This window comes from Rhizobium sp. 05N49 (genome assembly GCF_056396805.1).
This window is the reverse complement of sequence record NZ_JBFTME010000003.1, coordinates 83,808-102,828: the sequence shown is the minus strand read 5'-3', so window position 1 is coordinate 102,828 and position 19,021 is coordinate 83,808. Positions and strand designations below refer to the sequence as shown.

At 59.9% G+C, this 19,021-nt stretch carries 15 protein-coding genes and 1 tRNA gene; 6 read left to right on the top strand and 10 right to left on the bottom strand.

Annotated features, from left to right (window positions below; translation table 11 throughout):
* Positions 1-89: 89 nt before the first annotated feature.
* A complete protein-coding gene (rocD, locus tag AC1DF8_RS07775; RefSeq protein ID WP_477995598.1) occupies positions 90-1,289 on the bottom strand; it encodes an ornithine--oxo-acid transaminase in 1,200 nt (399 codons plus the stop codon).
* 13 nt (positions 1,290-1,302) lie between these two features.
* On the bottom strand, positions 1,303-2,238 hold the full coding sequence (rocF, locus tag AC1DF8_RS07770) for an arginase (RefSeq protein ID WP_477995596.1): 936 nt from the start codon (positions 2,236-2,238) through the stop codon (positions 1,303-1,305).
* A gap of 131 nt (positions 2,239-2,369) precedes the next feature.
* On the opposite strand from rocF, the gene AC1DF8_RS07765 reads away from it, so the two are divergent.
* Complete coding sequence (locus AC1DF8_RS07765; protein ID WP_029868942.1) at positions 2,370-2,798, top strand: Lrp/AsnC family transcriptional regulator; 429 nt, start codon at positions 2,370-2,372, stop codon at positions 2,796-2,798.
* A 7-nt stretch (positions 2,799-2,805) separates the two neighbouring features.
* Here AC1DF8_RS07765 and AC1DF8_RS07760 read toward each other — a convergent pair whose 3' ends face one another.
* The 3 genes from AC1DF8_RS07760 to AC1DF8_RS07750 form a co-directional block, all read right to left on the bottom strand.
* Positions 2,806-8,913 carry a translocation/assembly module TamB domain-containing protein gene (locus tag AC1DF8_RS07760; RefSeq protein ID WP_477995593.1) on the bottom strand — a complete coding sequence of 2,036 codons (6,108 nt, stop codon included), beginning with the start codon at positions 8,911-8,913 and terminating at the stop codon, positions 2,806-2,808.
* A gap of 109 nt (positions 8,914-9,022) precedes the next feature.
* Positions 9,023-10,948, bottom strand: a complete 1,926-nt coding sequence (locus tag AC1DF8_RS07755; protein ID WP_477995591.1) for an autotransporter assembly complex protein TamA — start codon at positions 10,946-10,948, stop codon at positions 9,023-9,025.
* Between the two features lie 173 nt (positions 10,949-11,121).
* A complete protein-coding gene (locus tag AC1DF8_RS07750) occupies positions 11,122-11,376 on the bottom strand; it encodes a YMGG-like glycine zipper-containing protein (protein WP_007822262.1) in 255 nt (84 codons plus the stop codon).
* Positions 11,377-11,709: 333 nt separating this feature from the next.
* On the opposite strand from AC1DF8_RS07750, the gene hemA reads away from it, so the two are divergent.
* Complete coding sequence (gene hemA, locus AC1DF8_RS07745) at positions 11,710-12,924, top strand: 5-aminolevulinate synthase (RefSeq protein ID WP_029868798.1); 1,215 nt, start codon at positions 11,710-11,712, stop codon at positions 12,922-12,924.
* Between the two features lie 18 nt (positions 12,925-12,942).
* Here hemA and dxr read toward each other — a convergent pair whose 3' ends face one another.
* Positions 12,943-14,118 (bottom strand): 1-deoxy-D-xylulose-5-phosphate reductoisomerase, encoded by a 1,176-nt coding sequence (dxr, locus tag AC1DF8_RS07740; protein ID WP_477995589.1) that lies wholly within the window; start codon positions 14,116-14,118, stop codon positions 12,943-12,945.
* Between the two features lie 393 nt (positions 14,119-14,511).
* Between dxr and AC1DF8_RS07735 the strand changes: the two genes are divergently transcribed.
* The 3 genes from AC1DF8_RS07735 (at position 14,512) to AC1DF8_RS07725 (ending at position 16,398) form a co-directional block, all read left to right on the top strand.
* Positions 14,512-15,159 carry a hypothetical protein gene (locus AC1DF8_RS07735; protein WP_113115375.1) on the top strand — a complete coding sequence of 216 codons (648 nt, stop codon included), beginning with the start codon at positions 14,512-14,514 and terminating at the stop codon, positions 15,157-15,159.
* A 57-nt stretch (positions 15,160-15,216) separates the two neighbouring features.
* A complete protein-coding gene (locus AC1DF8_RS07730) occupies positions 15,217-15,507 on the top strand; it encodes a BON domain-containing protein (protein WP_112545570.1) in 291 nt (96 codons plus the stop codon).
* Positions 15,508-15,609: 102 nt separating this feature from the next.
* Complete coding sequence (locus AC1DF8_RS07725) at positions 15,610-16,398, top strand: class I SAM-dependent methyltransferase (RefSeq protein WP_477995587.1); 789 nt, start codon at positions 15,610-15,612, stop codon at positions 16,396-16,398.
* On the opposite strand, the gene AC1DF8_RS07720 is transcribed toward AC1DF8_RS07725, so the two are convergent.
* Together AC1DF8_RS07720 and AC1DF8_RS07715 are read right to left on the bottom strand one after the other, a co-directional pair.
* A complete protein-coding gene (locus AC1DF8_RS07720) occupies positions 16,399-16,560 on the bottom strand; it encodes a hypothetical protein (RefSeq protein ID WP_183849500.1) in 162 nt (53 codons plus the stop codon).
* A 104-nt stretch (positions 16,561-16,664) separates the two neighbouring features.
* Positions 16,665-16,913 carry a hypothetical protein gene (locus tag AC1DF8_RS07715; RefSeq protein ID WP_477995585.1) on the bottom strand — a complete coding sequence of 83 codons (249 nt, stop codon included), beginning with the start codon at positions 16,911-16,913 and terminating at the stop codon, positions 16,665-16,667.
* 144 nt (positions 16,914-17,057) lie between these two features.
* Here AC1DF8_RS07715 and AC1DF8_RS07710 point away from each other — a divergent pair, with 144 nt between their 5' ends.
* Complete coding sequence (locus AC1DF8_RS07710; protein ID WP_477995583.1) at positions 17,058-17,567, top strand: DUF2937 family protein; 510 nt, start codon at positions 17,058-17,060, stop codon at positions 17,565-17,567.
* Positions 17,568-17,572: 5 nt separating this feature from the next.
* Here AC1DF8_RS07710 and AC1DF8_RS07705 read toward each other — a convergent pair.
* Both AC1DF8_RS07705 and AC1DF8_RS07700 read right to left on the bottom strand, forming a co-directional pair.
* Positions 17,573-17,649: transfer RNA gene (locus tag AC1DF8_RS07705), tRNA-Arg, on the bottom strand.
* Positions 17,650-17,721: 72 nt separating this feature from the next.
* Positions 17,722-18,885, bottom strand: a complete 1,164-nt coding sequence (locus AC1DF8_RS07700; RefSeq protein ID WP_477995581.1) for a M20 aminoacylase family protein — start codon at positions 18,883-18,885, stop codon at positions 17,722-17,724.
* Positions 18,886-19,021: the final 136 nt, after the last annotated feature.

Sequence of the window (19,021 nt, the reverse complement as noted above, 5' to 3'; positions counted from 1 at the left end):
TTGCGCCACTTTTACAAATTTTTATGGAGGAGAATTAGTTTTTCTCCTCCGGTAGATAGTAATGGTTGTAAGATAAATCTGGTTTTACTTTAGGTTATCGACTTTTCGATTTGCGAGACGGCCCAATCGACCTCTTCCCTGGTGATGACCAGCGGCGGCGCGAATCGTATCGTATGGTCGTGCGTATCCTTGGCGAGCAGGCCGCGATCTTTCAAGGCGTAGCAATATTGCCGGGCGCCACCGGCTTCCGGCTCCAGTTCGATCGCGAGCATAAGACCACGTCCGCGCACCTCCTTGACGATGTTGGAGCGGATCGAGCGAAGACCTTCGAGGAAATAGTTGCCCATCGTCTCGGCGTTCTCGATCATCCCTTCTTCGGTCAGCACTTTCAGCGCCGCGCGGGCGACCGCGCAGGCCAGCGGGTTGCCGCCGAAGGTCGAGCCGTGCTGGCCGGGCTTGAGCACGCCGAGGACTTCCGAATTCGAAAGCACGGCCGAGACCGGATAGAAGCCGCCGGAAAGCGCCTTGCCGATGAGCGTCACGTCGGCTTCAATGCCTTCGTGTTCTTCGGCGAGCAGCTTGCCGGTGCGCCCGAGACCGGTCTGGATTTCGTCGAGGATGAGCGTGACGTTGTTTGCCGTGCAGAGTTCACGCACGCGGGTGAAGTAACCAGCCGGAGGGATGATAACGCCAGCCTCGCCCTGGATCGGCTCGATCAGTGCCGCGACGGTATTCGCATTGATGGCCGTTTCGAAGGCCTCGGCATCGCCGAAGGGAACAATGCTGAAGCCCGGTGTATAGGGCCCGAAGCCGGTACGGGCATCAGGGTCCGTCGAAAAGCTGATGATGCTCAGCGTACGGCCATGGAAATTATTGGCGCAGACGATGATCTCCGCCTTGCCTTCCGGCACACCTTTTACCTCATAACCCCATTTGCGAACCGCCTTGATGGCGGTCTCTACGGCTTCCGCGCCGGAGTTCATCGGCAGGATCTTGTGGGAGCCTGTGAGTGCAGCCAGCTCCTCATAGAGATAAGCGAGCTGGTCGTTGCGGAAAGCGCGCGAGGTGAGCGTCAGACGGCCGGCCTGCTCGACCATGGCGGCAAGGATCTTCGGATGGCAATGACCCTGGTTGACGGCAGAATAGGCCGAGAGGCAATCGAGGTAGCGCTTGCCATCCGTATCCCAGACATGAACACCTTCTCCTCGCGTCAGCACGACATCGAGCGGCTTGTAGTTATTGGCTCCAAGACGCTGTTCGGTGGCGATGAGGTTCGACGAGATGTTCATGGCCGGTGCTCCCTTATGCGGCGCGTGTAGGACGATCGAAGATGCGGCGACCGAAGAGGCTTGCCGTCATCTCCACCATGATGCGGGCGCTCTTGCCGCGATCATCAAGGAAAGGATTGAGTTCGACGAGGTCGAGCGAGGAGACGAGGCCGCTGTCGGACAGCATCTCCATGATGAGGTGCGCTTCGCGGAAGGTGGCGCCGCCGGGAACGGTGGTGCCTACGCCGGGCGCAAAATCCGGATCGAGGAAATCGACATCGAAACTGACATGCAGCAGGCCGTTCGCCTTCTCGACCGTTTCCAGAATCTGGCGGAGGATCACGGCCACGCCCTGTTCGTCGAGAGAACGCATATCGAAGACATTGACGCCGTGCCTGCGGATTTCGACCCGCTCGGCCGCATCGACTGAGCGGATGCCCACCTGAAAGATCTTCTTCGGATCGACGAATGCGCGGTCCTTCGGCAGGATCTCTGCAAAATCCGCCAGGCCGCAGAAGAAGGCAACGGGCATGCCGTGAATATTGCCCGACGGCGAGGTCTCGGGCGTATTGAAATCCGAATGGGCGTCGAGCCACAGGACGAAGAGCGGGCGGCCTTTTTCGGCGGCATAAYGCGCCATGCCTGAGACGCTACCCATGGAAAGGCTGTGGTCGCCACCGAGGATCAGCGGGAAATGGCCGGCTTTCGCTGCGTCATATGTGGCTGCTTCGAGCGCGCGCGTGTAGGCGCCGACCACGCGGAGATTATGCGCTTTCGGATGATTGGGAAGGTCCCTGGCCGGGACGACGCTGAGATCGCCCGTATCGACGACCGTGTGGCCGAGCTCGGCCAGAGCCTTGTCGATGCCTGCGATACGCAATGCTGTCGGCCCCATGCCCGCGCCTCTGCGGCCGGAACCCTCCTCAAGGGGAACACCGATGAGGGCGACAGATTGAGATTGTACTTCCATTCGTAGGGCTCCGTTGTGAGGCCTGTTTTGGCCGATAGTGGGATAAAGACGCGGCGGCAAATAGATGGAAAAGTGTCAGAAATGGATTATGATTGCGCAGATTGATAAAGCTAATTTGACAAAGTGAAATCATGGACGACCTCGACAACGAGCTTTTGAGTGCGCTTCGGCACAATGCGCGAATCTCCGTTTCGTCGCTTGCGGCGCTGACCGGCGCTTCGCGTGCAACGGTGACTGCCCGCATCGACCGGCTCGTGGAAAACGGGACGATCGCCGGCTTTACCATCCGCACCGGTCATGAGACACGTTCGGCCGGCGTTCGGGCGATCGTCATGATCGAAGTGCATGGCAAGCTTGCCGACAAGGTTGCTGCCCAATTGCGTGGCCTGCCCCAGGTACGCGCATTGCACAGCACCAATGGCAAATGGGATTTCGTCGCCGAGCTCGAGGATCGGGACCTCGCCTCTTTCGATGAAACGCTGCGCCGGATACGTCTCGTCGACGGTATCAACACGACCGAAACCAACATTCTGCTCAAGACCAGCAAGACGAGCTTCTAGCCCGGCCTCAATACTCGTGTTCGTAGACGATCCCGGCTTCGCCCGATCCGTTGCCGCCGGCGGCACCGCGCAGCTTCACGCCGCGGCCGACATCGAGATTGATAATCGCCTTGGCACCGGCTTCTCCGCCCTGTTGCAGCTCGAAATAGGTCCGCTCGTTGAGATAGCGGCCGACGCTGACACTGGTCTGGCCCTTCGAGTCGGTGCTGATGTCGAGATCATCGACGCCGAGCTGGTTGCGCAGACCTTCGAAGAGCGAGGTCGAGCGGTTGCCGGCGAGCTGGCTGACGGCATCGGCAAGCTGGGCGATCTGCACCGGAGAAAGGCGTGACATGGACTGGCCGAAGATCAGCTGGGCCAGCACTTCATCCTGCGGCAGGGCCGGCGAGGAGGAGAAGGTGATAGCGGGGTCAGTCGCAAGGCCGGCAACATCGACTGTCAGCGTCGTGCTGCCAGAGGTGGAGGTTGCTTCCATGTCGAGGGCGGGCGTCAGGTCGCCGGCGAAAGTGATGCGGCTGCGGTCGGAGAAATCGAGGCGGCGGTTGAGGATCGTCAGACGCCCGCGGCGCATGGTGAAGGCGCCGGCAACTTCGGGTGCGGCAGCCGAGCCGCGGATCGTAATGTTGCCGCCGACTTCCGCGTCGATGCCACGGCCGCGCACGAAGATCTGCGAGGGCGCGTCGAGCTGGATATCCAGCATTATGGTCGAAGACTTTTCCCGTGGCTGCTGCTGCGCATTGTTTTTGAGCTGGGCAAGCACGGCAGGCGGCGCGTGGATGTGACGTATATCGATTTCGCGTAGCGACGTCGGCAGTCTCTCCGGCACGGTGATCGACGCCTTGTCGATGTGGAGCTTACCACTAAGCATGGGATTGGAGAGCAACGGTCCCTTTAGTCCGAGTGCCCCGTCCACGGTTGCGACAACCAAAGTGCCGTCGACATAGACTGCATGATCCAGACGAATGGAAAGGTCGGCGGGGAAGGTGCCGCTGATGCCGACCGAGCCGCTGGCCGAAATAGAGCCGCCGCTTGCGAGCCTGCCATTCAGCCGAGAAATGACGGCCTGCTGGCCGTTGAAGGTAATGGTCGCGCCGAGGCCTTCGAGGGCGAGGTTGCGGCGCACGTCGATCAGCTTTGCGCCATCCGTGGTGACCGTGCCGTTGATAACAGGGGCGGCCGTCGTACCGCTGACTTCCAGGTTCACATTGGCGACGCCTTCGGCAACGAGACCTTGCTGGGCGAGTTGTGCGCCGAGAACGGCGAAGGGAAGGCTGCCGTTGAAACGCATCGACATGGCGCGGTTGCCTGTCATTGCGAGATTGCCGCCGCCTCTCAGCGACAATCCGCCGTCGCCGGCAAGGCTGGTGTCGACCGTCAGGCGATTGTCGGCCAGCTTGCCGCTTGCGCCGATGGTGAGCGGGGCAAGGCCGGCGCTCCTCGTCTGGCTCGTTTCGGCATTCTTCCAGTCGACCTTGAAATCAACCGAGGGAAGGGGAAGTGCGCCGGAAGCAGTTGCGGTTGCGGAGATGGCTCCGGCCGCACCAAGGTTCGGAACAAAACCGTTGGCTACGGCAGCCGGGAGATTGGTGACGTCGGCCTTGGCGTTGACGCCCTTGATGGTCGTTCCGGCTATATCGAGATTGCCGGATGCCTTCAGCGAGACGCCGCCGCTGCCGTTGAGATTGGCATCGAAATCCAGCCGATCCTTATTGAGTTTGCCCGAAGCGGCGAGCGCCAGGCCGGAGAGGCCGGCAGTTCTCGTCTGTTTCGTCCCGGCGTTTTTCCAGTCGATCTTGAAATTGGCCGTCGGGGCGGTCAGTGATCCTGAGGCCGTGGCCGTCGCTGTGATGATGCCTTCGGCACCAATATCGGGGACGAAACCATTGGCGACGGCGGCCGGCAGGTTGGTGATATCGGCCTTTGCATCGATGCCCTGGATCGTGGTGCCTGCCAGCGCGAGATTGCCGGCGGCTTTCAGCGACACGCCACCCTTGCCATTGAGATTGGCGTCGAAATCCAGACGGTTGGTGACATATTTGCCGGAAGCGGCAAGCGCGAGGCCAGAAAGACCGGCGCTCTTGGTTTGGCGCGTTGCCGCGTTCGTCCAGTCGAGCTTGAAATCGACCACCGGCTCCGTCGGCGTGCCTGAGGTGACTGCAGTGCCGGAGATTATGCCCTCGGCGCCAAGACCGGGCACGAAGCCATTGGCGAGGTTTGCGGGCAGTCCGGCAATGTCAGCGTTGACGGCGAGGTCGCGAATGGCGGTGCCGTCGATCGTTACCCCGCCCTTCGCCTTCAGCAGCGCGCCATTGCCACTGCCGAGATTGGCGTCGAAATCGACCCTGTTGTTTTCATATTTGCCCGTGGCCCGGGCGGAAAGATCGGTGAGGCCATTGCTCTTTGTCTGGCGCGTTGCCGCATTGGCCCAAGCGAGATCGAAGGTGACTGCCGGTGTCGGCAACGAGCCCGAGGCCGACGCCTTGCCGGAAATCGTTCCTTCAGCGCCGAGATCGGGAACGAAGCCGTTGGCGAGATTGGCAGGAAGGTTTGCCAGGTCGGCGTCGACCTTGAGATTGCGCACCGCCGCCCCCGCAAGCTCGATATTGCCCGCCGCCTTCAGCGATAAGGTTTTCGGTCCGGTGAGGCTGGCATCGAAATCGAGTTTCTGGTCGGCAAAATGGCCTGTTGCCGCAAGATCCAGTCCGGTCAGGCCGGCGGTCTTGGTGTGCCGTGTCGTGGCATCCTGCCAACTGAGCTTGAAATCCGCAGCCGGTGCGGCAAGCGTCCCCGATGCCGAGGCGGTGCCCGAAATCGTTCCGCTGGCGTCCAGATCCTTCACGAAACCATTGGCGATATTGGCGGGGACATTTGCAAGCTCGGCATCGACCTTGATGTTGCCGATCGTGGTTCCGGTAATCGCGACGTTGCCGAGAGCTTTCAGCGATAATTTGCCCTTGCCGGTGAGTGCCGTATCGAAATCGAGCTTGTTATCCGCAAACCTGCCGGATGCGTTGAGCGACAGACCGGCAAGTCCGGCGCTCCTTGTCTGGCTTGTCGCGGCGCCTTTCCAGTTCAGCTTGAAATCGGCCGCTGGTGCCGCGGGCGTGCCCGTCGCGGTGACCGTCCCCGAAACCGTGCCTTCGGCCGCAAGATCGGGAACAAAACCGTTGGCGAGCTTTGCCGGAAGACTGACGATGTCCGCGTTGATATTGAGAATTGGGCCGTTCGGATCCGCAAGGCCAACATCACCCCCAGCCTTCAGGGATAGACCGTCAGCGCCGCTAATGCCGCCCTCGAAAGTCAGCTTGTTTTCGGCGAACGTTCCTGATGTGGAGACGCCAAGAGGGGCGATGCCGGCGCCCTTCGTATGACTGGTGGCCGCATCCTTCCAGTCGAGCTTGAAATTGACGACGGGAGCGGCTGATGTGCCGGTCACGTTGACCGTCCCTGAAATCGCGCCGTCAGCGGCGAGATTAGGGACGAAGCTGTTGGCGAGACTTGCGGGCAGGTCGGTGATGACGGCGTCGAGCTTCAGTGTCTCACCGGCAGAACCGGTAACCGATACCGAGCCGCTGCCGGTCTTCACGGTCAGACCGTTCAGACTGGCAACTCCCTTGGTGACGTTGACCTGCGCCGGCGATGCCAGTTCGACCGGAATGTTGCGTGGCTTTGCGGCGAAATGGTCAAGGCTGAGATCAATCATGCCGCCTGCGGACTGCACACTGCCGCCCGCCTGCAGCGGATTGCCGTCATAACCTGCATTCAGATTGAAGTCGGTGCGGGTCTGCTGCTGGGCGAAATCAAGCGCAATGCCGGTAAGCTTGTTGGTACCGATGCCGAACTCGTCGGCCCGTATCGTGCCGTTGGCGGCAAAAGCCTGGACATCGCTGACGGTCACGTCGATCGCAGGCTTTGCGATCGTCAGCGTGTCGCGGCGAATGCCGTTGCCGTTGGCGGCAATCTTGAGGGCGATCTTGCCGTCATTGCCGGTGATATCGACAGAGCCCTTGAGGTCGCCTTCCGCCTTCTGGCCGCCGAGGGCTGCAAGCAGGCCGATATCCGGGAAGTCAAAGGTCAGCACACCCGCCGGTGTCATGCCTGAGGAAAGCGTGAGATTGCCCGTCAGGCGATTGCTGCCGACATCGGCTGTCAGCGCGGGGATAGAAATCGTTCCGTTTTCGGATCTGACATCGCCGTTGATGCCAATCGGCTGGCCGTCGATCGTGCCCGTTGCGGCTACGCGGCCCTGCGGAGCGGCGGGATCGGCAGAGCCCGTCAGGTCGATGTTGAGATTGCCCACCTTGCGATCGGCCATCTGCAGGCTGGCGGCTTTTACATTGGCGGTGAGCGCAAGCGCCGGAAGCGTGCCGCTGGCTCTGACGCTATAATCCGCTTCCCCACTTGTGCCCGAGAGCAGCTTGCCGATGTCGGGAAGCTTGCCGGCGAGATCGGCTGTCAGCACGTCATCCTCGAGCGCAACGTTGCCGCCTGCCTCGATGGTCGGAGATTTGATCGTGATGTTCGACAGCGCCACCTTTGAGGGGATAGTGCCGGCGACCTGGGTCTCGAGATTGATCGGCGCATCGAACTTTTCAGCGACGGCCGGCGGTAGCGCGGCCGGCTGTACGACAAATTTCGCATTGCCGGTCAGTGTATTGTCAGCCAGGCGATAGGAGCCATTGAGATCGGCGCCGATATTGGCGCTTTCGATCGTCGTGCCGTTGAAGCCGATGCCGTTGCGTGAAATCTGAAGCGGAGCGACGAGTGTGATCGGGCCGCGAACGGCGCGGTTGAGGTTGGGCTCGGTGAATGTCGCGTCGCCGGCGACGAGACGCAGCTGGATATCGCCGGCGCCATTGGCGAGATTGAAGGCATCGCTCTTGGCCGTCAGTTTGACGTTGCCGATGTCGGCTTGCGGCATTGTGGCGGAATCCAGCGATCCGCTCGCATTGATGCGCACGGCCTGCGCCTGTCCGGTCATCGCCAGGTTGAGGCCTGAAATCATGAAGCGTGCTTCGCCATCGGCAAGCGGCCAGCGGAAATCGACAGGACCCGAGGTGCCCAGCACATTGGCATTCAGGCTGTTGTTGCCGGCAGGATCGAGTGTGCCGGATGCGGCGATGACGACGCTGCCGGTGGCGAGATTGCCGGTCTGAATATCGATCTTGCCGTGATCGTCGAAGGTGGCGGATACATCGATATTCGTCTGGCCTGCAAAAAGCGGCCGGAATGCCATGGGGAGCAACGAGCTCACATCGCCGCCGCCCTTGAGGTCGAGATGATGCAGGCCGTCGGGCGTAATCGCATGCTTGCCTTCCAGTGAGGCGCGCTGCTGGCCATCAAGGGCTGCCTGCAGCTTGCCGTTCCAATCCGAAATCGGGCCTTCGCCATTGAGCGCTATGTTAACGGCCGGGCTGCCGGGCAGACCGAGAAAGCCAGCAAGCAGGCCGCCCTGCGGTTCGGCAAGCTGGGCATTCAGCCGGAGGTGGCTGTTTGCCGGGGTAAATGCAACATCGGCGGAGAGTTTGGCGTCGGGAACCTGATGGCGGTTGACGTTGATAGTTGCCTCGCCGCCATCGCCATCGGCTCTGAGATTGCCGGTAGCGGCAAGCGAGAAGGCGCGTCCGGTCAGGGGCGCCGCGWGTGAAATATCCGGCAGGGCGATATGCTCGATATCGATCTTTATAGGTAGCCGAAAACCACTGCTGCCTTGTTCCTCCGGGGGCGCCGGCCTGGAAGGCAAGGTGAGTACCGGTTTACGGCGCACATCGATGGAGGCAACAGAGACCTGTTTGGCGCTGAACGTTCCGGTCAACAGCGCCAGGGGATTCCAGTCGATGGCAATACCACGGACTTCTGCGAATGTGCCGCGCGTGTCCGAGAGGGTAATCTCGGCAGCGCGCAACCCACCGGTCAGCAGGCCTTCGGGTTCCCGTACTGAGATCGTCATATCGCGGTTGGAAAGTGCCGAAGCGACATTTTCGGTGATGATGCGGGCGCCGAATGAGGTGAAGCCGAAAATCGCGAGAGCAATGACGGCAAGGATGAGCGCAGCGCCGAGGCCGTACCCGACAAGCCGCATTATCCAGTTCATGATTTTCGCCAACATTTGCATAAGAGCGGACACTATCCCGTTTTCATGACAGCTCACAGGTCGGAAAACACTGCGAAATCGGCATTCCAAAGGCATTCCCGTTTCCGGTCACGGAAATACTCCATCATTTCTAGAATGACTGGCCTATGCCGGCATAAATTCCATATTCAGTTCCACCGTCGTACTTGTTCAGCGGTACGGCAAAATCAAGCCGAAGGGGACCGAAAGGCGTTGCATAGCGGATACCGGCGCCCGCACCGGCCCTGATATCGGAAAAATCAGGCGCAATACTGTCCGAAACCGTGCCGACATCGATAAAGGGCACGACGCCGATCGTATCGGTAATCCTGATGCGAGCTTCGAAGGAGCCGATTACATAGGAGCGGCCGCCAGTCGCCTCGTCGTTTTCGTTGTAGGGCGAGATTTCCTGATAACCGTAACCACGCACGGAACCGCCACCGCCGGCGAAGAAACGCTGGGTGGCAGGAATATCCTGAACGCCGTCGCCGCCGATCAGCGTGCCGGCTGCAAGCTTGCCGGCAAGTACGACGCCGTCTTCGGCGCCGAGACCGAGATAGCCTGATATCGAGCCCTCGAAGGCCGAATAGACCGTGCCGTTCATGAACTCATAGCCCGGCTTTGCCGACAGCGTGGCGTGGTAGCCCCCGGTCGGATTGAATTTGTCATCACGGGCATCGCGATCATAGGTGATCGGCAGCGTGAAGGTCAGATAATTGTTGTTGCCGAAAGCGTCGTCGTCATTCTCGAAGCTCACCTCGCCGGCTGCCGAGATGGTATCCTGATCCGTCAATTCATAAGAGAGGCCAAGCGAGGCGGTGATAAGCTTTGCATTATAGGCATCCGGATTCTGCGTCTTGGCGACGATTCCGGCCTTCAGCGTGGCGGACGGATGGATGAAGCCCGGTTTCGTGAAGAGGATGCCGGCGGAGTAATCGAGATCGCCGAGGTCGGACGCTTCGCCGAGGCGCGAGACGGCGCCTTCGATGCGCAGCGATTCGGCCCCGCCGAACAGGTTGCGGTGGCCCCAGTAGCCGTTGACGCCGAAACCGTCGATCGTCGAATATTGCGCGCCGATGCCGAGGTAGCGCCGCTTACCTTCGGAAACCTCGATTGTCATGGGCAAGGTACCATCGGAAGCCAGTGCGTCGCTTTCGTGGATCGTCACGCTGGAGAACACGCCAAGCGCGCGCAGGCGCTCGCCTGCCTTCCTCAGCGCCTCCGGCGAATAGGCTTCGCCCTTCTGCAGACGGGAGTAGCGCTGGATGAATTCCGGCTTGACCCTTTCCTCCCCGGTCACGCCGACGTCGCCGATCGGAGCAACCGGACCGCCTTCGGCAGCGAGAACGATATCGACGGTGTTCCTGCTGTGGTCGGCGACCACGCGCCGCTCGGTCAGCTTGGCAAAGGGCCTTCCTTCGCTCTTCAACTGGTCGACGATCGTATCGCCAGCCTTGATGACGGCGAGCGAGCCGGCTTGCTCGCCCGGCGCGAGATCGTAATCGGCGGGATTGCGGTGCGCAGCATCGCCGCCGAATTGGACCTCATCTACGGTGAAGACCGGACCAGGGGCTATATCCACTTTGACCGGAACCGGCTTCGAGCGATCAAAAGTCGGGTTGGGCGGGAGATCGTCTATGTTGCGGCCATCGATGGTGATCGTCACAACGCCGCCGTAACGTGCCTTTTCGTAAAGTGTCGCGATCAGCCTCTCGCGGTCGTCACGGGCTTTGACGACAATGCCAAGATCGCCTGAAACCGGCCTGCTCTTGTCACCGACAAGGCGAGAGCTGTTTTCCAGGGCCTCTTTCAGGTCGCTATCAGCTGTGCCGGTCTCAAGGTCGATGTCATAACGCACCGGATCGGGGACCTGCAGGTTTTCGTCCTCGTCCTTGCCGAATATGGTGATGCCGAAAAGCTTGAATGCGTAAGCATTGCCCACGAGGACTGGTGAAAATGCAGCCGCCGCTGCGACCACCACCATGGCGACTGCTCGATACGCAATACCCGTTCTCAGGCCCGTCCCTCTAATCCGCATCCGCCGCTTTTTGGTTACATTAAAATGAAGCTCTGCGTTGCCCAGCCGATAACAAGCTTAGCGGCAAAATCGCGCCACGTGTACCAATTTAAACTGTTGGCGCACTAATTTAGTACAAAAAAATCCCGGACGAGGGTCCGGGATTTCCATTTTTCCCATTCTGATTGCAGATCTCAGCGGCAATCATCGATGTAGCGGCGACCATACCGGTCTCGATAGTAGCATTGGCCGGGCTGCTCTGCGACCCTGCCGATCAATGCGCCTGAAACGCCGCCGATTGCTGCGCCGACTGCCGCGCCGCGCACGTCGCCGGTGACCACGCCGCCGATAACGGCACCAGACGCTGCGCCGATGCCGGCACCTTGTTGCGTGGGTGTGCAGCTTGCGATCGAAAGGCCGATCAATGCGAGTACGAGGACTTTTTTCATTCTTCTCTCCGAGGTTTTTGGCGCCCCAGCGGGCGGATGTCGTCCCTAACCTGTTTTTTCGCCAGGCTAGCCCGAAAACTATGTCGCAAGAAGGGCTTGTCCACCATGATCGAGCTTTTTTCGAAAGGCGCGGGTTTCTTTCCACGATTAAAAGCGAATTTTTTTGCCGGAATTGACGCCGATCAATTTCCCCGATCACGGCTCGCATATTTTTTATCTGGAATCATTCAAAAGTCTGCGCCTTTTGCCGCAGTTGATGTTAAATCAGGGACGTAAGGGTTGACGTGCGGTTGCGGTCTCAGCAAGAAACAGCCGTACGAACTGGAGCATATGATGGATTTCGAAGCGTTTTTCAAAAGCGAGCTGGACGGGCTTCACGCTGAGGGCCGTTACCGCGTTTTTGCCGATCTGGAGCGCCATCGCGGTAACTTTCCGCGGGCAACCCGTCACACGGCAAACGGCGAACAGGAAGTGACCGTCTGGTGCTCCAACGACTATCTCGGCATGGGCCAGCACCCCAAGGTGATCGAGGCGATGAAAGAAGCCATCGATCACTGTGGCGCGGGTGCGGGAGGCACCCGGAATATCTCTGGCACCAACCACTACCATGTTCTGCTTGAGCGGGAGCTTGCCGATCTGCACGGCAAGGAAGCCGCACTGACCTTCACGTCAGGCTATGTTTCCAATTGGGCAGCGCTTGGCACGCTCGGCGCCAAGATCCCTGGCCTCATCATCTTCTCCGATGCCTTCAACCACGCCTCGATGATCGAGGGCATTCGCTACGCCAAGTGCGAGAAGGTCATCTGGAAGCACAATGACGTGGCCGATCTCGAAGCCAGGCTCGCTGCTGCCGATCCCAAGGCGCCGAAGCTCATCGCCTTCGAATCCGTCTATTCCATGGATGGCGATATCGCGCCGATCAAGGAAATCTGCGATCTCGCCGACAAGTATGGCGCGATGACCTATCTCGACGAAGTGCATGCCGTCGGCATGTACGGTCCGCGCGGCGGCGGCATCGCCGAGCGCGAAGGCCTGATGGATCGTGTCACGGTTATCGAAGGCACGCTCGCCAAGGGTTTTGGCGTCATGGGCGGCTACATCGCTGCATCTGCGGCGCTCTGCGATTTCATCCGCTCTTTTGCATCGGGCTTCATCTTCACGACGTCGCTGCCGCCGGCGCTTGCTGCCGGCTCGGTCGCGTCGATACGGCATCTCAAGGCAAGCCCGTTCGAGCGTGCTCGCCATCAGGATCGGGTGCGGAAGCTGCGTATGCTGCTTGACCAGCAGGGCATTCCGCACATGCCGAACCCGAGCCATATCGTGCCGGTCATGGTCGGCGATGCCGCCAAGTGCAAGTGGATCTCGGATCTGCTGCTCGACAATTTCGGTGTCTACGTGCAGCCGATCAACTATCCGACGGTGCCGAAGAAGACCGAGCGCCTGCGCATCACGCCGACACCGCTGCATTCGGACGCGGATATCGAACATCTCGTCAGCGCGCTGCATTCGCTCTGGTCGCGCTGCGCACTTGCCCGCCACGTCGCCTGATTTTTCAGGAGCAGGTTTTTATTGGATCAGCCCGGCAGCCCGCTGCCGGGCTTCCTTGTCTGCGGCGAACACATCGTCCATCGTCGCGGCCGCTGGCAGGCTGAGGAGATCGTCCATCACCTTTTCGGTGATCTCGGCCATGGCGAGGAAGGGAAGGCGGCCGTCGATGAAGGCTTCGAGCGCCACTTCCTTGGCCCCGTTCAACACCGCTCCCTGGACGCCGCCGCGCGTCATCGCCAGCCGGGCAAGCCGCAGGGCAGGGAAGCGTTTTTCATCCGGAGCCTCGAAGTCCAGCCGCGCGAGCTTGGCGAAATCCAGCCGCTCGATTGGTAGATTCGCCCGGCGCGGATGGGAAAGGGCGTAGCCGATTGCGGTGCGCATATCCGGTGCACCGAGCTGCGCCAGCACCGAGCCATCCGTATAGCCGACCATCGAATGGATGACCGACTGCGGATGGACGATCACCTCCACCTGCTCGGGGCGCAGGCCGAAAAGATGCTTCGCCTCGATCATTTCGAGCGCCTTGTTGAACAGCGACGCACTGTCGATGGAAATCTTCAGGCCCATCGACCATCTCGGGTGAGCACGTGCGCTCTCCACCGTAACATTGGCCATCTCCTCCAGCGAGGAGGTGCGGAAGGGGCCGCCCGATGCTGTCAGGATCACACGCTCAACGGCATGGCGCTGGTTTTCCTCCAGCACCTGGAAGATCGCATTGTGTTCGCTGTCGACGGGCAACAGCTTGCCGCCGCCGTTCCTCACGGACTCGATGAAAAGATCGCCGGCCGAAACAAGACATTCCTTGTTGGCGAGCGCGATATCGGCGCCACGGCGTGCCGCGGCAAGGGTGGGTGCCAGCCCGGCCGTGCCGACGATGGCCGCCATTACCCAGTCAGCTTCGCAGTCTGCTGCCTCCATCAGGCCGGATTTGCCGGCAGCGACTGCAATGCCGCTGCCCGAAAGCTCGCTCTTCAGTGATTCGTAATGTCGGTCATTGGCGATGACGGCCCGCCGTGCGCCTGATGATTTCGCCTGCTGGGCCAGCAATTCCACATTGCCGTGGCCCGTCAGGACGGAAATTTCGAAATTGTCCCGGCCGCCCATATGGTCGATGACATTCAGCGTATTCTGGCCGATCGAACCTGTCGAACCGAAGATACTGAGGCGCCGAGGCGCGATTTTGCCCGTCATCATGGTCGATTTCGCAAGAAATTGCATATTCGGCATCGGCTCTACAGGGGATCGCGGGAGGCAGCAAGTGTGCGGTGCAGCAAATTTCAACCCCAGAGGGGTTTACATGCCCCTGCCATGATGTGATCCTGATAACAGTCCCCAAGGGGATGATCATTTGCTACGGCTGATTACGGTCGAAAAAGGCAAATCCGCTGGGCACTGATGTGTCCGACGAGCAACCGGCAATTTATGCCACTGGCCACGGGCCAAACAAAAACCGGGCCAACAAAAATCGAAGACTGAACCGGGATTGCGTGTCCGCGCCGTCCTTCATTGCGTTCGATGCGAGCGCTTCCACGTCTGCTCTGCGCCTGTCGGCGCGCCCGGCGTGCTAGTTCAAAACGATGCGATATTATGACGAAGATAAAGATTGCCTGCTTTGTTTTTGCCCTTCTGCCGCTGACCAATCCGGTATTTGCGGATGATCTGCTGATCTGGTCACCGGTGAAGGTGTCCACCCGTTCCTACAAGACGACGGTCGGGTTTCGCCTGCCGATGGAATGGGAGACAAGTGCCGGCGCCGATCTTGCGCTCGCCTCCAACAAGGGCGGCGCACCGCTGCCGGATTCCGGCCAGGCAATGCTCTGGGGCAAGCTGCAGAAGGTGAGCGTTACACCGGCCGGCCGCGCGCAGCAGGATGTGACGCTGCAGGTCGATACCTTGCGCGGCAGCGGTGCGCTTATGCTCAGCCGCTCGCGGAGCTGGATATTGTCTGACACACTCGACATGCAGACGACACGTGCGGTGAGCTTCGGTTACAACGCCGTCGATGCACGGCAGGCAACAGTATCTGCCTCGCAGGCGGTGAAGCTGATCTATCCATGGACCGGCACATCGATTTCGGCCGGCAGCAGCATCGGGGATGCGAGTGGCGACTTTTCCAGCACTGTTGCCGTCAGCCAGAATATCCTGCCCAATCTCGGGCTGAGTGCGTCCGTATCCGATCCGCTTTCGACGGGGCGGACAGGAAATGTCAATTTGAATTATCAGCTTCGCTGGTAGGCGAAACCAAAGCTCCTTCCTCTGCGTTTCTTCCTCACAGTCAAGGAGGAGAGAACGATGGTGTTCAAGGAACAGACATTTCACGGCCAACAGCCCGAAGCTGAGGCAGAATACGCCAACCGCGCGACGCTGGAATCTGCGGTCGCCAATGCGCTGGCGGTCGCTGGCGGTATCGACGCATCCGATGTCGAAGTTACTGCCGAAGGCGACGAAATCGTGTTGAGCGGCAATGTCGGTACTGTTGATGAAATCGAGCGGGCAACAGTCATCGCAAGAACAGTCGAGGGCGTGCATACGGTTCGCAACCGTATTTTGCTTGCGAACTCGATGGTTAATGTTCGCCATTAACTATTAACCGAACATTAACTTTATGTAAGTTTATCCGTGCCGACCCCTGACCTAGGTTTGGACCTATTCCAGCCCCCGAAGTCAGGTATTTCGATGCATCAGATGGAAATGATCAATCGCCGAACGTGGAGCAGCCCGCTCTCCCGGCGCGACTATCGCAATAGCAGCGGGTTCATCAATGAAGGCGAGCGTATGGTGCTTGGTATTGGGCTTGCCAATGCCAGGGGCGGTCGCGTGCTCGATATCGGTGTCGGCGGCGGCCGTACGGCTGCACTTCTCGCCGGGGAGGCCAGCGAGTATGTCGGCGTCGACTATACGGCAGAGATGGTGACCCTCGCACGCTCCAACCACCCGGGTTTTCGTTTTGAGAATATGGATGCGCGCGATCTTTCGGCCTTTGCCAACGGCTCCTTCGATCTCGTCGTGTTCAGCTATAATGGCATCGATTCTGTCGATGCCGATGGACGCAGATCGGTCCTTCGTGAAGTCTCGCGCGTGCTGAAGGCCGGTGGTACGTTTGCTTTTTCGACCTTCAATCGCAACTGGCACGGTTTCGGCGAGAACCGCGCCCGCTCGTCCATTATCTGGTCCAACCATCCGGTGAAGCTGAGTTTCCGGCTTCTCAAGCATGCAATGGGTCTGGTGCGGGAGCGTCGTTTTGCGCCGTTGGAGCAGCGCGACGGCGAACATGCAATCCTGCTGCATCGCGCCCATGATTTCGGCATCATGGTCTACGCCACGACACCCGGCCAGCTACGCTCGCAACTTACCGAAAGCGGTTTTAACAGCGAGCCACTGCTCTTTTCGGTCGATGGACGCCCGCTTGGCGGCGAGACGCTGGCAGACGAGGAATATTTCCACGTCGTCGCGCGCAAACCGTCGCTCAGTTGATCAGCCGAAACGTTCGGTCAGGAACCCGGCTGGAGCCTTTTCGCCAACGAGCCGATCGGTCTTATGTGCGGTGATGGAGCCTTGCGGCTGATAGCTGATGGCGATGAGCAGACCGCAAACGATTGCACAGCCAATTGCAAGCAGGGTCATTCGAATATGCATGATGGATACTCCTATTTACCGGTAAAACGCGGGAAAAATTCCGAAGTTCCTCATGCTTCAGAACACAAGACCCCAGCCGGTTTTCCGGCCGGGGTCTTCACATCTTAGCGGCAGACACGGGTCTTCTTGATCACGGTCTCGCCGTGGCTATGGATGCGTTCCGTGCGGGTGAAGCAATCATGCGAAACGCGGCGCGGCGGCAGGTGATGACGATAGTAGGGACGGTCCGTCATGCGATGGTGCCCGTATCCGCCGTTGTCGGTTGTGATGGTGACGCTGGCAGCCTGGGACGGCAGAGCGCCGGCGAGAATCGTGGCCGCAGCAAATGCGGAAGCAATGATAATATTCTTCATGACAAGCCTCTCTTTCTAAGTGGGTCGGGAGATGAACTCGGACGAAGCGTAATCAGTTCAATCACATAGCGTTACCAATTGTGTCACGGGCAACCTTTGCCCGTTCGAAATCGTTGTCGTGTCGGAACAGCCGGAGACATCGTGATGGGACAGATTGGAAGGGGCGTCATACTGGCCGTTGGACTGGCCGGCGGCACGCTTTTCTCGCAGGCGCCGGAATTCGCCCAGCAGTATCGGCAACGCATCGGCGGGGCGATCGACGAGCTCAGGATCATCGTCGACGATTTCACGAAACAGGCTGCCGACCATCATCTCGATCGCCAGCAGGCACTCGATGTCTATGCCCGTTCCCCCGACGATTTCCTGCGTGATCGCGGCCTTTCCATGCGCAGCACACTGGAACGCTACGAGCGCCTCATGACCCAACAGTCAGATCTCGGCCGCGCGGCGCCGGTCGCAAAGCCCTTCATTCTCATGCGCAATGCCGACGACGGTATCCTTGCCAGTACGTGGCAGGACTTCGTACCGGGGGTCCCCGTCAGCGTCGCCGGTATTGTGTGGGCGGCAATCGGGTTCGTCGGCGGATGGATCGTCGCGGCACTGCTGCGGGTTGGCGCAAAACGCGCTGTGCAGTGGCGACCTGGATATCGGTGAGAGAATGGTGATCCCGACGCGATTCGAACGCGTGACCCCCAGATTAGGAATCTGGTGCTCTATCCTGCTGAGCTACGGGACCACTTGGATGCCATGCATACAAAAGGCTTGGCATTAAGCCAAGCCTTTTTGCAGTCTCTCATGTCGTTTCGTTTCAGGCGCCGAGGCGCTGTTCGGCAAGGCGCACCCAGTAGGAAATGCCGTGGGCGATGGCCTCATCGTTGAAGTCATAGGCGGGGTTATGCAAGCCGGCGGTGTCGCCGTTGCCGATGAAGATGAAGGCGCCGGGGCGGGCGTTCAGCATGTAGGAGAAATCCTCGCCGCCCATCATCGGGTCAATTTCGGGATCGACGTTGGCTTCGCCGGCAATGTCGGTGGCGATGGCGACAGCGTGTTCCGTTTCATCCGCATGATTGAAGGTCACGGGATAGTTGCGGTGGAAATTGATGTCGGCTTCTGCGCCGTGTGCGGCGCAAATGCCTGTCACGACTTCGCGCAGGCGCGCTTCAGCCTGATCACGCACTTCGTCATCAAGCGTGCGGATCGTGCCGGCGAAGGTCGCATCGTTGGGGATGACGTTATGGGCGAAACCGGCATTGAACTTGGTGACGGAGACGAYGACCGAGCGCAGAGGATTGACGCTGCGCGAGGCGATCAGCTGCAGGTTTGTCACGATCTGCGAGCCGATGGCGATCGGGTCGATCGTACGGTGCGGCTGTGCCGCGTGGCCACCGCGGCCCTTGATGGTGACGGTGAACTCGTCGGTTGCCGCCATGATCGGCCCCTTGCGAGTGGCGAACTGGCCGACGGGAAGACCCGGCAGATTGTGCATGCCGTAGACCTCTTCGATGCCGAAGCGCTCCATCATGCCGTCCTTGACCATCAGATTGCCGCCACCGCCGCCTTCTTCGGCCGGCTGGAAGATGACAGCGACATTGCCGTTGAAGTTGCGGGTTTCCGCAAGATATTTTGCTGCGCCGAGCAGCATGGCGGTGTGGCCATCATGGCCGCAGGCGTGCATTTTGCCAGGTGTTTTCGAGGCCCAAGGCTTGCCGGTGATTTCGGTAAGCGGCAGAGCGTCCATATCGGCGCGCAGGCCAACCGTGCGGCTGCCTTCACCCTTGCCCTTGATGAGGCCGACGACGCCGGTGCGGCCGATGCCGGTGACGATTTCGTCGACGCCGAATTCCTTAAGCTTTTCAGCAACGAAGGCAGCCGTATTTTCGACCGCGAAGAGAAGTTCCGGCCGCGCATGGATGTGGCGGCGCCACTCTGCAACTTCGTCCTGAAGTTCGGCGGCTCTATTCAGAATCGGCATTCTTGGCTTCCTGTGAATGAAATGCGTGGGGCCTGTCTGAAAGCATCACAAGGGCGTGATGCCTTGGAAATAACTTAGTCAATGACCTTTGCCATGTCATAGCCATATAGGGTAAATAGGGGAAGGTTTCGAGATA

What these genes read in the sequence shown, in the direction of transcription:
- dxr (WP_477995589.1), bottom strand. Translation starts at nt 14,118, where the DNA reads ATGATGACGGGCAAAATCGCGCCTCGGCGCCTCAGTATCTTCGGTTCG.
- AC1DF8_RS07715 (WP_477995585.1), bottom strand. Translation starts at nt 16,913, where the DNA reads ATGAAGAATATTATCATTGCTTCCGCATTTGCTGCGGCCACGATTCTC.
- rocD (WP_477995598.1), bottom strand. Translation starts at nt 1,289, where the DNA reads ATGAACATCTCGTCGAACCTCATCGCCACCGAACAGCGTCTTGGAGCC.
- AC1DF8_RS07735 (WP_113115375.1), top strand. Translation starts at nt 14,512, where the DNA reads ATGACGAAGATAAAGATTGCCTGCTTTGTTTTTGCCCTTCTGCCGCTG.
- AC1DF8_RS07725 (WP_477995587.1), top strand. Translation starts at nt 15,610, where the DNA reads ATGGAAATGATCAATCGCCGAACGTGGAGCAGCCCGCTCTCCCGGCGC.
- AC1DF8_RS07720 (WP_183849500.1), bottom strand. Translation starts at nt 16,560, where the DNA reads ATGCATATTCGAATGACCCTGCTTGCAATTGGCTGTGCAATCGTTTGC.
- AC1DF8_RS07765 (WP_029868942.1), top strand. Translation starts at nt 2,370, where the DNA reads ATGGACGACCTCGACAACGAGCTTTTGAGTGCGCTTCGGCACAATGCG.
- AC1DF8_RS07755 (WP_477995591.1), bottom strand. Translation starts at nt 10,948, where the DNA reads ATGCGGATTAGAGGGACGGGCCTGAGAACGGGTATTGCGTATCGAGCA.
- hemA (WP_029868798.1), top strand. Translation starts at nt 11,710, where the DNA reads ATGGATTTCGAAGCGTTTTTCAAAAGCGAGCTGGACGGGCTTCACGCT.
- AC1DF8_RS07710 (WP_477995583.1), top strand. Translation starts at nt 17,058, where the DNA reads ATGGGACAGATTGGAAGGGGCGTCATACTGGCCGTTGGACTGGCCGGC.
- AC1DF8_RS07730 (WP_112545570.1), top strand. Translation starts at nt 15,217, where the DNA reads ATGGTGTTCAAGGAACAGACATTTCACGGCCAACAGCCCGAAGCTGAG.
- AC1DF8_RS07750 (WP_007822262.1), bottom strand. Translation starts at nt 11,376, where the DNA reads ATGAAAAAAGTCCTCGTACTCGCATTGATCGGCCTTTCGATCGCAAGC.